The sequence below is a fragment of the Streptomyces sp. NPDC031265 genome (assembly GCF_055570295.1).
On record NZ_JBVIHM010000025.1, the window covers coordinates 68,477 to 83,009 of the forward strand.

Annotated in this window: 14 protein-coding genes; 4 read left to right on the top strand and 10 right to left on the bottom strand. The window is 69.7% G+C overall.

Annotated features, from left to right (window positions below; translation table 11 throughout):
- Positions 1–27: 27 nt before the first annotated feature.
- Positions 28–930, bottom strand: coding sequence for a menaquinone biosynthesis prenyltransferase MqnP (gene mqnP / locus ACZ499_RS30405; RefSeq protein ID WP_468679428.1), 903 nt, complete (start codon positions 928–930; stop codon positions 28–30).
- The gene (locus tag ACZ499_RS30410; RefSeq protein WP_468412946.1) at positions 930–2,381 is read right to left on the bottom strand and encodes a menaquinone biosynthesis decarboxylase; all 1,452 of its coding nucleotides are present in this window, start codon (positions 2,379–2,381) and stop codon (positions 930–932) included. The genes mqnP and ACZ499_RS30410 overlap by 1 nt, the downstream gene beginning before the upstream one ends.
- Before the next feature lie 89 nt (positions 2,382–2,470).
- Here ACZ499_RS30410 and ACZ499_RS30415 point away from each other — a divergent pair, with 89 nt between their 5' ends.
- Positions 2,471–2,749, top strand: a complete 279-nt coding sequence (locus ACZ499_RS30415) for a PLD nuclease N-terminal domain-containing protein (RefSeq protein WP_468412944.1) — start codon at positions 2,471–2,473, stop codon at positions 2,747–2,749.
- A 312-nt stretch (positions 2,750–3,061) separates the two neighbouring features.
- Here ACZ499_RS30415 and ACZ499_RS30420 read toward each other — a convergent pair whose 3' ends face one another.
- The 8 genes from ACZ499_RS30420 to hemL all read right to left on the bottom strand — a co-directional run bounded on the left by ACZ499_RS30420 (position 3,062) and on the right by hemL (position 11,557).
- Positions 3,062–3,562 (bottom strand): SRPBCC domain-containing protein, encoded by a 501-nt coding sequence (locus ACZ499_RS30420; RefSeq protein WP_385537942.1) that lies wholly within the window; start codon positions 3,560–3,562, stop codon positions 3,062–3,064.
- A gap of 59 nt (positions 3,563–3,621) precedes the next feature.
- Complete coding sequence (ccsB, locus tag ACZ499_RS30425) at positions 3,622–4,713, bottom strand: c-type cytochrome biogenesis protein CcsB (RefSeq protein WP_468679429.1); 1,092 nt, start codon at positions 4,711–4,713, stop codon at positions 3,622–3,624.
- The gene (resB, locus tag ACZ499_RS30430; protein WP_468412938.1) at positions 4,710–6,494 is read right to left on the bottom strand and encodes a cytochrome c biogenesis protein ResB; all 1,785 of its coding nucleotides are present in this window, start codon (positions 6,492–6,494) and stop codon (positions 4,710–4,712) included. Before resB ends, ccsB begins: the two co-directional genes overlap by 4 nt.
- Positions 6,495–6,497: 3 nt before the next feature.
- On the bottom strand, positions 6,498–7,280 hold the full coding sequence (locus ACZ499_RS30435; RefSeq protein WP_468679430.1) for a cytochrome c biogenesis CcdA family protein: 783 nt from the start codon (positions 7,278–7,280) through the stop codon (positions 6,498–6,500).
- Between the two features lie 4 nt (positions 7,281–7,284).
- Positions 7,285–7,893 (bottom strand): TlpA family protein disulfide reductase, encoded by a 609-nt coding sequence (locus ACZ499_RS30440; protein WP_468412934.1) that lies wholly within the window; start codon positions 7,891–7,893, stop codon positions 7,285–7,287.
- A 101-nt stretch (positions 7,894–7,994) separates the two neighbouring features.
- Complete coding sequence (locus tag ACZ499_RS30445; RefSeq protein WP_468679431.1) at positions 7,995–9,233, bottom strand: polysaccharide deacetylase family protein; 1,239 nt, start codon at positions 9,231–9,233, stop codon at positions 7,995–7,997.
- Between the two features lie 318 nt (positions 9,234–9,551).
- A complete protein-coding gene (locus ACZ499_RS30450; protein ID WP_468679432.1) occupies positions 9,552–10,238 on the bottom strand; it encodes a histidine phosphatase family protein in 687 nt (228 codons plus the stop codon).
- The gene (gene hemL / locus ACZ499_RS30455) at positions 10,235–11,557 is read right to left on the bottom strand and encodes a glutamate-1-semialdehyde 2,1-aminomutase (protein ID WP_468412928.1); all 1,323 of its coding nucleotides are present in this window, start codon (positions 11,555–11,557) and stop codon (positions 10,235–10,237) included. Before hemL ends, ACZ499_RS30450 begins: the two co-directional genes overlap by 4 nt.
- 142 nt (positions 11,558–11,699) lie before the next feature.
- Here hemL and ACZ499_RS30460 point away from each other — a divergent pair, with 142 nt between their 5' ends.
- From ACZ499_RS30460 to modA, 3 genes are all read left to right on the top strand, one after another.
- On the top strand, positions 11,700–12,272 hold the full coding sequence (locus ACZ499_RS30460) for a hypothetical protein (protein ID WP_190093202.1): 573 nt from the start codon (positions 11,700–11,702) through the stop codon (positions 12,270–12,272).
- 830 nt (positions 12,273–13,102) lie between these two features.
- Positions 13,103–13,498 carry a TOBE domain-containing protein gene (locus ACZ499_RS30465; protein ID WP_468412926.1) on the top strand — a complete coding sequence of 132 codons (396 nt, stop codon included), beginning with the start codon at positions 13,103–13,105 and terminating at the stop codon, positions 13,496–13,498.
- A 101-nt stretch (positions 13,499–13,599) separates the two neighbouring features.
- Complete coding sequence (gene modA, locus ACZ499_RS30470; RefSeq protein WP_468679433.1) at positions 13,600–14,409, top strand: molybdate ABC transporter substrate-binding protein; 810 nt, start codon at positions 13,600–13,602, stop codon at positions 14,407–14,409.
- Positions 14,410–14,533 lie beyond the last annotated feature (124 nt).

Genomic DNA, 14,533 nt, shown 5'->3' on the forward strand with positions numbered 1-14,533 from the left:
TATCCGGCCACCCGGGGGTGGGAACGGTCACGCCGAGAGCCCGCGCACCAGCAGGTCGAGGAGCGCGCAGGCGAAGAGCGAGATCCCGATGAACCCGTTCGTGGTGAAGAACGCCCGGTTGAGGCGCGACAGGTCGTGCGGTTTGACGATCGTGTGCTCGTAGACGAACGCCACCGCCACGACCACGAGCCCGGTCCAGAAGAACGCCCCGGCGTCGGTGGCCAGCGCGTACCAGACGAGGAGCGCCGTGGTGACGACGTGACAGGCGCGCGCCCCGTACAGCGCGGCCGGGACGCCGAAGCGGGCCGGCACCGACTTCACGCCGTGGGCGCGGTCGGCCTGGACGTCCTGGCTGCCGAAGATCAGGTCGAACCCGCCGATCCACACGCCGACGGCGAGCCCCAGGATCACCGCGTCCCCGGACCACTCGCCGGTGACGGCGAGCCAGGCGCCGACCGGCCCCATCGCCTGGGCGAGACCGAGGATCGCGTGCGGGAAGTCGGTGAACCGCTTGCCGTACGGATAGACGACCATCGGGATCACGGCGATCGGCGCCAGCGCCAGACACAGCGGGTTGAGCAGGGCGGCCGCGCCGAGGAAGACGACGACGGCGACGAGCGCGCCGGTCCAGGCCGAGCGCACGGTCACCGCGCCGGTGACCAGCTCGCGGGAGGCCGTACGGGGATTGCGGGCGTCGATCTCGCGGTCGATGATCCGGTTGCAGGCCATCGCGAACGTCCGCAGCCCCACCATGGCGACGGTGACCAGGAGCAGCTTGCCCCAGTGGATGTCCCCGTCCAGCTGGAACATCGCGGTGAGGGCGGCGATGTAGGCGAAGGGCAGCGCGAAGACCGAGTGCTCGATCATGACCAGGCGCAAAAAGGCCTTGGTCCGGCCGGGCTGCGGAACGGCTGCGGCAGAGGCACTCACTAGAGCCCGTACTCCTTCCAACGGCGGTCGACCTTCGCCGCCGTGTCCGGGTCCGGCTCGACCATGTGCGGCCAGCCGCCGTCCCGGGTGTAGCCCTCCTCGGGCCACTTCGCGGTCGCGTCGATCCCCGCCTTGCCGCCCCAGAACTGCTGGTACGAGGCGTGGTCGAGGTGGTCGACCGGCCCCTCGACGACGGTCAGGTCACGGGCGTAGTCGGTGTTGCCGAGGGCCCGCCAGGACACCTCGTGCAGGTTGTGCACATCGCAGTCGGCGTCGACGACCACGATGAGCTTGGTGAGCGACATCATGTGCGCTCCCCAGATCGCGTGCATCACCTTCTGCGCGTGCTTGGGGTACTTCTTCTCGATCGAGACGATCGCGCAGTTGTGGAAGCCGCCCGACTCGGGCAGGTGGTAGTCCACGATGTCCGGCACGATCACCTTGAGGAGCGGCAGGAAGAACCGCTCGGTGGCGCGGCCCAGCGGCCCGTCCTCGGTGGGCGGGCGCCCCACGACGATGGACTGGAGCAGCGGACGCCGGCGCATGGTCACACAGTCGATGGTGAGCGCCGGGAACGGCTCCTGCGGCGTGTAGAAGCCGGTGTGGTCCCCGAACGGCCCCTCGGGCAGCATCTCGCCGGGCTCCAGCCACCCCTCGATGACGACCTCGGCGTGCGCCGGGACCTGGAGCGGCACGGTCTTGCAGTCGACCATCTCGACGCGCTTGCCCTGGATGAACCCGGCGAGCATGTACTCGTCCATGTCGCCGGGGAGCGGCGCGGTGGAGGCGTACGTGACGGCGGGCGGGCACCCGAAGGCGATCGCGACGGGCAGCCGCTCGCCCTTCTTGGCCGCCACGGCGTAGTGGTTGCGGCTGTCCTTGTGGATCTGCCAGTGCATGCCGATGGTGCGCTTGTCGTGGCGCTGGAGCCGGTAGAGCCCGAGGTTGCGCACGCCCGTCTCGGGGTGCTTGGTGTGGGTGAGCCCCAGGTTGAAGAAGGACCCGCCGTCCTCCGGCCAGGTGAACAGCGCGGGCAGCTGCTCCAGGTCGACGTCGTCGCCGGTGAGGACGACCTCCTGGACCGGGGCGTCCTTCACCTTCTTCGGCGGGACGTGGACCATCGAGCCGAGCTTGCCGAAGGCCTCGCGCACGCCGACGAAGCCGTGCGGGAGCTCGGGCTTGAGCAGCCCGCCGATCTTCTCGCTGATCTCCTCGTACGACTTGAGCCCGAGGGCCTTGAGGAGCCGCCGGTCCGTGCCGTAGACGTTCATGGCCAGGGGCATGGCGGCGCCCTTGACGTTCTCGAAGAGGAGCGCGGGCCCGCCGGCCTTGTTGACGCGGTCGACGATCTCCCCGACCTCCAGGTACGGGTCGACTTCGGCCTTGATACGGATGAGGTCGCCCTCGCGCTCCAGCGCCCGGAGGAGCGAGCGAAGATCGTCGTAAGCCATGGGGTCAAGTATCGGGCACCGGTTACCCTGGGCCGGTCACCGGGGCTGCCGGACGCCCCGCCGCCGTTCCCTGGGGGGACCACCCGAACATGCTCAGGTATCTGCCGTTCCTGCTGGTCCTGGCGCTGTGGATCTACGCGTTCATCGACTGTCTGAACACCCCGGAGGAGGAGGTCCGCGGCCTCCCCAAGGTGGTGTGGGTCATCATCATCCTGCTCTTCGGCGAGGTGCTGGTCGGCCCGGTCGCCTGGCTCTTCGCGGGCCGCCCGCGCCGTGCGGCGCCGGGCCCCGCGTGGACGGCTCCGGACGACAACCCGGAGTTCCTGGCGAGCCTGAACCGGCCCAAGGACGAGGACCCCGAGCACTGAGCCCGCGTACCGCCGACCAGGGCCTGTCCGGCGGATCTGGTCGCCTGCGAGGTGCCTGCGCCTTTCGGTCCCGGTGAGCGGGGTCCTGGTGCTTCCCCAAGCTCTCAACTTCGTTCGAGCAGGGGAGACCCCAATGCCGCAAGGCGGACGAGGGCGTCGACGCGATGGGGGTCCCCCTGCTCGAACGAAGTCGAGAGCTTGGGGGAGTCGGCAACCGACGACAACGCCGCAGGGGGTCCCCCCTGGCCCTTGAGGCCTTGGGGGAGGGCATGCCAGGACCCCGCGTCCCGGACAAGATCCGCCGGACAGGCCCTAGCCGCTCGCGTAAGCGTTCCGCAGTTCCAGCCACTGCCCCGGCGACCACGTCGACCAGTCCTTCGGGCGGCCCTCCAGGGCGTCCGCGAGGAAGTCGAAGTGGTTGTGCCAGCCCGCCAGGCAGTCCAGACGCAGCGCGTCGTCGCCGGGGAACTCGTTGGTGAAGCGCAGCACCGTCGCCGACGGGCCCGCGGGCTCCAGATGGAACCGGATCCGGCCGTGCAGGTCCACCGTGTACTCGGCGACCCGGTCGGGATCCCAGGCCGTGACGTGGCCGGAATGAATACCTTCGGGCCCCGCGTTCAGCCATCTCAGGGTCACCGCGCCGCCGAGCCGGGGCTCCAGCACATCGGCCGCGCAGAGCCACCCGGGCAGGCCCTCGGGGGTGGCCACGGCCGCCCAGACCCGCTCCTGCGGGTGGGGCAGACGAAGCTCGTAGCGGAGGAACCAGGCGCCGTCGTGGGTCTCACTGGTGCCATGAGGGATCACATCCGTCATGGCACCAGTGTCACCCGAACGGGCGCGCGGCGCTCGTGCACGCCGTGGTGCGTGCGGGACTACACGCCCGCGTACGAGTGCTTGCCGTTCACGAAGATGTTGACGCCGTAGTAGTTGAAGAGCCAGCAACCGAAGGCCAGCAGCGCCAGCGTCGCGGCCTTGCGGCCCTTCCAGCCCGCCGTGGCGCGCGCGTGCAGGTAGCAGGCGTACGCGACCCACGTGATGAAGGACCAGACCTCCTTGGGGTCCCAGCCCCAGTAGCGGCCCCACGCGTCGCCGGCCCAGATCGCGCCCGCGATGATCGTGAACGTCCAGAGCGGGAAGACCGCCGCGTTGACCCGGTACGCGAACTTGTCCAGGGAGGCGGCGGCCGGCAGCCGCTCCAGGACCGAGGTGGCGAAGTTGCCCGGCTTGCCGCCCTCCGCGAGCTTCGCCTCGTAGCGGTCCCGGAAGAGGTAGAGCACCGTGGCGACGGCACCCACGTAGAAGACCGCGCCGCAGAAGATCGCGGTGGAGACGTGGATCCACAGCCAGTACGAGTGCAGGGCGGGAACCAACTGGTCGCTGGCGGTGTACAGGACGGTGACAGCGAGGCCGAGGTCGAGGAGGACCGAGGTGACCAGCGGAAGGCCCAGCCAGCGCACGTTCTTCTTCAGCGCGAGGAGCGTGACGTACACACCGACGGCGACGGTGGAGAAGGTGAGGTTGAACTCGTACATGTTGCCCCACGGCGCCCGCTGCACGGACAGCGCGCGGGTGAGCACACCGGAGGCCTCGACGAGGAACGCGAGGACGGTGAAGGACACGGCGATACGGCCGTAGAGGTCGCCCTTCACATCGCCTGCGGCGGCGCCCGGCCCGTCCGGCACGTCACGGTTGCCTGCCGCGGAGCGGGTGACGACCTTGGGCCGTTCCAGTACGGCGGTTCCGCCGCCCTTCTTGGCGACCTGCACCTTCACCGTGCCCGCGCCGTCCTGCTGCGCGGCGTCCGCCGTGAGCGCGGCCGCGGTGCGGGCGACCTTGCTGCGGCTGCCGAGGATCCACTCCGCCATGTGCGCGAAGAAGGCCAGCAGATAGACCGCCATCGCCGAATAGATCAGGTAGTTACTGGTGTGCGCCAGGCTCTCGTTGGTTGTGGCGGCGAGGATCACTTCTCGGCCCCTTCAGCTTCGGCAGGTTCTGCCACCTGGTCCCTGGCGGGCTCAGGTGCGGGATCAGGCGCGGTCGGCGCCTCTGGAATGAGCGTGACCGCGAGATCGGCCAGCTCCTCGGGGAGCTTCGCGGACTCGCTCCGCCCAAGCCCCGCCATCTCGACGACGGTGACGCCGTCCTTACCGGGCACGGCGCGGACCCACACCCGGCGCCGCTGGATGAAAAGCGATCCGGCCAGGCCCGCGATCGCCAGGACCGAGCCGGTCAGAGCGAGGTTGTTGCCCGGCTGCTGGGAGATCTGGAAGCTCGCCCACTGCTTGATGTCCTTGTCGAAGGTGATCGACCCGGCGCCCTCGGGAAGGGCCAGCGTCTCGCCGGGCAGCAGGGTCTTCTTGAGGACCTTGCCCTGGTCGTCCTTGAACGGCTTCATCTTGTCGGTGTCGAGCTGGTACACGTTCTGCGGCAGCCCGGAGTTGACCCCGAGGCTTCCGTGGTACGCGCCGACGTTGAGGACGGGGAAGTCCAGCGCCGGGAACTGGGAGAACATCGTCCCGTTGCCCTTGCCGCCGTAGGTCGGCACGAAGAACGCGGCGAAGCCCAGCTGGTCCCACTTGCCCTTGGCGTCGGTGTAGCCGTCGTACACCTTGATCGCGCCGCTGGAGGAGATGTTGTTGTCGATGGGCAGCAGCGGCACCGCGCCGTGGAAGACGACCTTGCCGCGGCCGTCCTTGACGGTGACGGTCGGCGCATAGCCGTGGGCCAGGAGGTAGACCTTGGAGCCGTCGACCACGAGCGGCTTGTTGACCTCGATGGCCTTCTTCTGCGGCTTGCCGTCGGCGCCCTCGGAGTAGGTGACGTGCGCCACGAACTCGCGGGCGGTGCCGAGGTTGGGCCCGCTGCGCTCGTACGTGGCGTCGAAGCGGTCCAGGGTGAAGCTGAACGGCGCGAGGTCGTCCGTCTTGAACAGCGAGCCGGACTTGAAGTCGTCGTACTGGGTGAGGGTGTTGGAGAACCCGTCGCCCTGGACGATCAGCTTGCCGCCCTCGGACTTGAAGAGCTGGCCGACGGCGAACGCCACCAGGATCAGGATCAGCGAGACATGGAAGATCAGGTTTCCGGCCTCGCGGAGGTAGCCCTTCTCCGCGGCGACCGCGTCCCCGACGACATGCGTACGGAAGCGGCGCTTCTTCAGCATCGCCGCGGCGGCCGCGCGCACCTGCTCGGGCTCGGCCTCGGTGCGCCACGTGGTGTACGCGGGCAGCCGGGTCAGCATCCGGGGCGCGCCCGGCGGGCGGCCGCGCAGCTGTCCGACGAACTGCCAGGTGCGCGGGACGATGCAGCCGATGAGCGAGACGAACAGCAGGATGTAGATCGCGGAGAACCACACCGAGCTGTACACGTGGAACATGCCGAGCTTCTCGTAGAGCGGCGAGATCGTGTCGTGCCGCTTCTGGAAGTCGGCGACCTTCAGCTCGTCCACATTGGTCTGCGGGATCAGCGAGCCGGGGATCGAGCCGAGGGAGAGCAGCAGCAGCAGGACGAGGGCGACCCGCATCGAGGTCAGCTGGCGCCAGAACCAGCGCACCCAGCCGAGCACGCCGATGCCGACGGGTCCGTTCGACAGGTCCTCGGCCGGGGCCGTGGAGAGCTGCGACCCGGCCGCGCCGAGGTCCCGCTCGTCGGCGGCCCGCTGCTGGGCACCCGCCTCGGCCGGTTCCCCCGCCGGCGACTCCGTCGCCTTGCGCGGCACCTCTTCCGGGGCCGCTTCGGTCTTGCTCATGTTTCAGACACCCACCTGGAAGCCGTTGGACCACACCTGCACCTGCTGGATGAGCTCCGCCCAGGCCCCGGTGAGCAGCAGCAGACCGGTCGCGATCATCATCACGCCTCCGGTGCGCATCACCCACACATAGTGCCGCTTCACCCAGCCGAAGGCGCCGAGGGCCTTGCGGAAGGCGACCGCCGCCAGCACGAACGGCAGTCCGAGACCGACGCAGTAGGCGACGGTCAGTATGGCTCCGCGGCCGGCGCTCGCCTGGTCCATGGCCAGCACGTTCACCGAGGTGAGCGTCGGCCCCAGGCACGGCGTCCAGCCGACGCCGAAGAGGGCGCCCAGTATCGGCGCCCCCGCGAGCCCGGTCACCGGCCGCTTGTGGAACCGGAACTCGCGCTGTGTGAGCCAGGGCATCAGGCCCATGAAGAAGACGCCCATCAGGATCATCAGCACGCCGAGGATCTTGGAGAGCGTGCCGTTGTGGTCCTGGAGCGTCTGGCCGAAGAAGCCGAAGAGGGCCCCGCCGGAGACGAAGACTGCGGTGAAACCGAGGACGAACAGACTCGCCCCGGCGACCATCCGGCCGCGCTTGGCCTCGGCGAGATCGGTGCCGGTGACCCCCGTCACGTAACTGAGGTAGCCGGGCACCAGCGGCAGGACGCAGGGCGAGAAGAACGAGATCAGCCCGCCGAGCACGGCCACCGGCAGGGCGACGAGCAGGGCCCCGCTCAGGACCGTGTCGTTCACGCCAGGCGCCGACTGGGCGGCGAGTGCGGTCAAGGACGCGTCCACGAAATCACTTCTCCGCGATCAGCGGGTCGATCATCTCGTGGAGCTTCTTGTCGTCGAGCGCCATCAGCGCCCGGGCCGCGATCTTTCCGTCCTTGTCGAGGACGATCGTCGACGGAATGGCCTGCGGATTCAGGCTTCCCTTCGGGAAGCGGAGAATGAGCTTGCCGATCGGGTCGTACAGACTCGGATAGTCCGCGTCGAATTGCTTCTCGAACGCGACGGCCGGGCCCTTGTCGGTGTCGCGGGTGTTGATTCCCACGAACTCGACGCCCTTCGAGCGGGTTTCCTTGGCGACCTTGCTGAGATAGGGCGCCTCGGCCCGGCAGGGCGCGCACCACGAGCCCCACACATTCAGCACGACGACCTTGCCCTTGAGATCGGCGACGTCGAACTGCTTGCCGTCGACGGTCTCGCCGGAGAGCTTGGGCGCGGCGTGCCGGCCGCTCTTGGCGACGGTGGAGATGCCGCCGGTGCCGGTGACGAACTTGGTGTCGCCCGAGCCGCCGGACGTGCCACCGGAGCCGCACGACGTGAGGGTCAGCGCACCGGCGGCCGCGACTGCCGTGACCAGCAGGAAGGCGCGGCGACGGGGGAAGGCAGGGCTCACGGACATGTGAAAAGTTTCGCATGACCGTTTGGGGGATCTTGGGCACCCCCCTGAGTGCCCGTAAAGACCCTTGTCAAGACCGCCTAAAGAGCCGCGCCGCCCGCTGCTCACGCCTGCTGGAGGAACGTGTTCCAGCCACCGGCGGGCTTCTGGCCGACCCCCAGCGTACGCAGCTTCGCCAGCACCTTCGGGTCCTGGACGTCGAGCCAGTCGCAGTACTGCCGGAAGGAGACCAGGCGCACGTCCTTCTTGCCCGCCATCCCCTTCAGGGCCTCCTCGACGGCGTCCATGTAGATGCCGCCGTTCCACTGCTCGAAGTGGTTGCCTATGTAGAACGGCGCGCGGTTCGACTCGTACGCCCGCGTGAATCCCTTGAGATACGCCTGGGCGGCCTGCTCGCGCCAGCCCGGGTAGTTCGCCGGCGGCGCCTTGGTCGAATTCTTCGACTGGTTGGCGAGGATGTTGTAGTCCATCGAGAGGACCTCGAATTTGTGCCCGGGGAACGGGATCGCCTGGAGCGGCAGGTCCCACAGGCCGTGCCGCTTGACCGGCCAGACCTGGGTGCCGCCGGGCGAGGAGGCGTCGTAGCGCCAGCCGAGCTTCTGCGCGGTCGGCAGCAGGTTGTCCTGGCCGCGCAGACACGGGGTGCGGGCGCCGATGAGCTCGCGCTTGTAGTCGAAGGGCAGCGGGTCCTCGTCGGTCCAGCCGGTGTTCGTCTTCCACTTGGTGACGAACGACATCGCCTGGTCGATCTCGCTCTGCCACTGGGCCGGGGTCCAGTTGGCGACGTCGCCGCGGCCGGAGCAGAAGTGACCGTTGAAGTGGGTGCCTATCTCGTGGCCCTCGTTCCACGCCCGGCGCACATTGGTCAGGGTCGCCTTGACGTGGTCGTCGCTGAGGTAGCCGATGTCCGAGGCGCCGACCTTGTTGTTCGGCGGCTGGTAGAGCCGCTTCTTCGACTCGGGCAGCAGATACAGCCCGGAGAGGAAGAAGGTCATCGAGGCGCCGTGGTTCTTGGCGAGGTCCAGGAAGCGCGGGAAGAGGCCGTTGCCGACCTCGCCGGCGCCGTCCCAGGAGAAGACCACGAACTGCGGCGGGGTCTGGCCGGGTTCGAGGGGGACGGGCTTGGGGGGCTGGTGCGGCTGCTTGCCGGTGTCGGCGGTGGAGCCGTCGCCGATGAGCTTGGCCTCCGCCTTCTTGCCGGAGCCCTGGCCGCCCTTGCCGTTGCCGTTGCCGTCGCCGGCCTTGCCGCCGCCCGAGTCGTCGCCGCCGCATCCGGCCACACCGACCGCCGCGGCGGCCCCGAGTCCCAGCCCGAGCATTCCCCTTCGACTGATCCCACGCATACCGTTCGTCCCCATCGCATCGTCGTCCCCGGTGTCCACACCGGCCACAGCCCTGTGGACATCACATGAGATGCCTATGGGCGCGCGATGGTTCCCTACAGTCGCACAAATCTTCGCAAATCGTACGGGTCGTCAGTCTTGTTGTACGCAGGGCGACGAGTCAGTCGCAGTTCCCCGCGCCCAAACGGGCGCGGGGCTGCGACGCTGTGCGGCTCCGCCGCGATGGGGGTCCCCCCTGTTCGAGCGAAGCCGAGAACTTGGGGGAGCGACCAGCCCCCACCGGTCCGCGGACAGCGCACTCCGCTCAAAGCGAAGCGCTCACGCGCCGAAGGCCTTCGTCTTCCCCTTCACCGGCTTCGCCCCGGCCAGCAGGTGCGACGGGACCAGATCGCGGGCCGGCTCGCTGTAGCCCACCGAGACGATCTTGTCGCCCCGGTACGTGAACGACGTCAGCGAGGCGAGCGTGCACTGCCGCTTGCGCGGGTCGTGCCACAGCCGCCGCCGCTCCACGAAGGAGCGCACGGTCCAGATCGGCAGCTGGTGGCTGACCAGGACCGCCTCGTGGCCGCGGGCCGCGTCGCGCGCCGCGTCGAGGGCGCCCATCATCCGTACGACCTGCTCGACGTACGGCTCGCCCCAGGACGGGCGGAACGGGTTGGTGAGGTGCTTCCAGTTGGCGGGCTTGCGCAGGGCGCCGTCGCCGACGCCGAACGTCTTGCCCTCGAAGACGTTGCCCGCCTCGATCAGCCGCGCGTCGGTGCCGAGGTCAAGCCCGTGCGCCTTGGCGATCGGGGTGGCCGTCTCCTGGGCGCGCTCCAGCGGGGACGCCACCACGTGCGTGATGTCGCGGCCCGCCAGATGCTCGGCGACCCGGTCGGCCATCCGCCGGCCGAGCTCGGAGAGGTGGTAGCCGGAGCGGCGCCCGTAGAGCACGCCGTCCGGGTTGTGGACCTCGCCGTGCCGCATCAGATGGACGACGGTGAGGTCTTCGGGGGTGGGGCTCATGCGGTGGCCTCCGCTGCGGCACGGGCGGCGGCGGGCAGCGCGGCCGCGACGCGCTCGATCGCGCGCTCGTCGTGGGCGGTCGAGACGAACCAGGACTCGAAGGCGGACGGCGGCAGGTAGACGCCGTTCGCCAGCATCGCGTGGAAGAAGGCGGTGAAGCGGAATGCTTCCTGCTTCTTCGCGTCCTCGTAGTCGCGCACCTCGTCGGGGGTGAAGAAGACGGAGAACATGTTGCTCGCCGTCTGGAGCCGGTGGGCGACGCCCTCCTTGGCGAGAGCGGCCGTCACGAGCGACTGGATCTCGCTCGACACCGCGTCGACCTTGGCGTACGCGGCGTCGTCGAGCAGTCGCAGCTGGGCCAGGCCCGCGGCGGTGGCGACCGGGTTCCCGGAGAGGGTGCCCGCCTGGTAGACGGGTCCGGCCGGGGCGAGGTGGGCCATCACGTCGGCGCGGCCGCCGAAGGCCGCGGCCGGGAAGCCGCCGCCCATGACCTTGCCGAAGGTCATGAGATCGGGCTTGACCCCGTCGACGCCGTACCAGCCGGCCTTCGACGTCCGGAAGCCGGTCATGACCTCGTCGGAGATGAACAGCGCGCCGTTCTTGGCGCAGGCCGCCTTCAGACCGGCGTTGAAGCCGTCCGCCGGGGGCACGACGCCCATGTTGCCGGGCGAGGCCTCGGTGATCACACAGGCGATCTCGCCCGGGTGGGCGTGGAAGGCCGCGTGGACCGCGTCCAGATCGTTGTACGGGAGCACGATCGTGTCGCCGGCCTGGGCGCCGGTGACACCCGGGGTGTCCGGCAGCCCGAACGTGGCCACGCCGGAACCGGCGGCGGCGAGCAGCGCGTCGACATGACCGTGGTAGCAACCGGCGAACTTGATCACCTTGGCGCGGCCGGTGAAGCCGCGGGCGAGCCGGATCGCGGACATGGTCGCCTCGGTGCCGGAGGACACCAGACGGACCTGCTCGACGGGCTCGATCCGGGCGACGATCTCCTCGGCGAGCGCCACCTCGCCCTCACCGGGCGTACCGAAGGAGGTGCCGCGCGCGACGGCCTCCTGCACTGCGGCGATCACGTCCGGGTGCGAGTGCCCGAGGATCATCGGACCCCAGGAACACACCAGGTCGACGTACTCGCGCCCGTCGGCGTCGGTCAGATAGGGCCCCGCGCCGGACACCATGAACCGGGGCGTACCGCCCACGGCGCGGAAGGCACGGACGGGGGAGTTCACGCCGCCGGGCGTCACGAGGGACGCGCGGTCGAATAGCGTCTGCGAAACTGGGGCGTCGTATTCGTACGGATAGCTCACACAGGCCATGGTGGCAGAGGCCCGGACGTTCTTGCGGACAGGTGTTTCACCGCACCCCGGTGGGGGAGGTCACTGACACGATGATCGGGTTGCGCGGCGGGGGTCGCGCCGTCTACAAAGCAGTCGGGCTACAAGCAATCGGGTGAAAGATATGCATCGCGGTGGCGGACTGGGCGAGGGGACCGATGACCGGGGTCCCGAACGCGCCCGTCGGCGGGGACGGCACCGGCGCGACGCGGAAGAACGGATCGACCGCGTCACGGGTCCGGGAAACGGGAGTGGCCGAGTGGGGGTGACCTACAAGTACTTCGGCGCGCCCGACGGAGCCACCGCGGCCCGGGTGCCGATCTCGATGCGCCCGGAGGAGCTCGGCGGCGACGAGCTGGGCATGGGCGGCATGTTCACCAAGATCAAGCCGGAGACGGTGGCCGCGATGGTCCTCACCGGCATCCAGGGCATACCGCTGCACAAGGTCCCCCCGCTGGAGCTGGTCGTCCTCCACCCCGACTACGCGGTGGTCAAGCTCCCGATGACGGTCGTGGACCCGCTGCGCGGCGTCGGCGAGGAGACGGTGGGCGCGGCGGCCTTCATCTGGTCCACGGTCCCCGACCGCGGCGGCCCGCGCGACGCGTTCAACGTCTACCAGCTGCTGCACGAGTGGCAGGACTTCTCCGTGCGGCTGCATGAGGCTGGGCATCAGCCTTATTGCCTTGTGTGGCCCTGAGCTGGGGTTTCCGGGTAAGCGCAGCATTCGGCAGCCGGGCAGTACGCCCGTCCCGTAACCCCCTGGACAGGCCTAGACCAGAGAGGTCAGCACGCCTCGCGGCCAGTTGCCGAGCCAGAATGCGGCGGTGGACGGGGTCTGTCGGTCTTGGGTGGAGCCCGTCGTGCGGGAAGAGCTCGGTGGGGGCGATGTAGGTCTCGGAGACGGCCGCCGAGGCCGAGCACCCCTGGCTCAGCCCGTTCGGCGCCGCCGCGCTCGCCAGCGAGTCGGCCCTCGTCCACCGGGACCTGCACAAGTACGACGCAGCTCTGGGGCACCCGAACGGGCCCGCTCTGCGGGAGACCGGCCGCGCCCGTTCCCTCGCCTTCAGCCGGATCACCCTCGTCGGCATCCACGTGCACCGGCGCGAGCTGGACGCCGCCCTGCACGTCGGCCACGACCCTCTCACCGCCGACCCAGCCCTGGGCTCGGTCCGCGTCGTCCACCAACTCGACACACTCCAACACCCGTTGGCGCCGCATCGCGGATACCCGCCCGTACGGGACTTCCTGGCGCGCTTCACCGGCGTACGACGGGCCAGAATGCAGAAGCCTGCCCCTCGCCTGGTCCGGGGACGCCCAGGCTCAGGGCGTGCCCGCCGTGGTGGGCGGCTTCGCCGCGCGGGAAGAGGCGGGCCGACGGGTACGCGCGCGGTCGCGGCCCACAAGGAGTGGATCCCCAGTAACCAGCCCCACACTCCCCTGGAGCTTCCTCCACCAGCATCGCACCTGCGACATGGATACACCCAAAGCATCTGTATATGCGGCCCGATCTGGCCTATCTTGTGGCACATGCAGTCCTACACGATCGGCCAGGCCGCCCGTCTGCTCGGAGTCAGTCCCGACACCGCCCGCCGCTGGGCGGACGCGGGTCGCGTCGCCACGCACCGCGACGACAGCGGCCGCCGGCTCATCGACGGCCGCGACCTGGCCGCGTTCTCCGTCGAGGTCGCCCAGAGCGGCGCCGGCGAGGACGACGTCTCGTACACCTCCGCCCGCAACGCCTTCCCGGGCATCGTCACCGCCGTGAAGCTCGGCGATGTCGCCGCCCAGGTCGAGATCCAGGCCGGTCCCCACCGGCTGGTCTCGCTGCTCACCCGGGAGGCCGTCGAGGAGCTGGGGCTCGAAGTCGGCATGCAGGCCACCGCCCGCGTGAAGTCGACCAGCGTGCACATCGACCGCGCTTAGACACGCCCGCTCAGGACATCCCGTACGTCCCCGTAGTACGTCCTCGTTCCAGCGGCGTCGCCGTCACCGGCGCGGCTCAGCACCCAAGGAGCACCGCCCCCATGGCCCCCTTCCTCACCCGGAGCAGCGCCGCGGCCGCCGCCGTCACCGCCGCGCTGCTCGTCCCCCTCGCCGCCTGCGGCAAGGACGACGACGGCGGCGAGAAGATCGACGCGGGCTCCGACAGGAGCTCCACCGCCGCGCCCGCGGCGAAGCTCACGGTTCTCGCCGCCGCCTCGCTCACCGATGTCTTCAAGACGGCGGGCGCCGCGTACGAGAAAGAGCACCCGGGCACCAGGGTGACGTTCTCCTTCGCCGGGTCGCAGGAGCTCGCCGCCCAGGTCAAGCAGGGTGCCCCTGCCGACGCCCTGGTCACCGCCGACACCAGGACCATGGACGGCCTCAAGTCGGACACCGGCGCGGCGGCCGTCATCGCCAGGAACCGGCTCGTCATCGCGACCGGCAAGGGCAACCCGAAGAAGGTCGGCGCGCTCAAGGACCTGGCCGACAGCAAGCTGAAGGTCGTGCTCGCCGCGCCCGAGGTGCCGGTCGGGCGCTACAGCGAGAAGGTCCTGCACGCGCAGAAGATCACGGTCAGGCCGGTCTCGCAGGAGCCGAACGTGCGGGCCGTCCTCACCAAGGTCGAGCTCGGTGAGGCGGACGCGGGCATCGTCTACAAGACCGACGCCGCCTCCGCCGCCGGCAAGGTCGACGCCGTGGAGATCCCGGACGCGCAGAACGCGGTGGCCCAGTACCCGGCCGCGACCCTGAAGTCCTCCAAGAACGCCGACGCGGCGGCCGCGTTCGTGCAGTGGCTCAGCAGCCCGGAGGCTCAGAAGATCCTCCAGGACGCAGGCTTCCAGAAGCCGTGACTCCCCTGCCGGGGGGGGGGGGGGGCGGGGGGGGGGGGGGGGGGGGGGGGGGGACCGACGAGAAACAAAAACAACACAGAAAACGAGAGAGAAGAGAGAAGAAGGAGAGGGGGGAGAAAGAAAA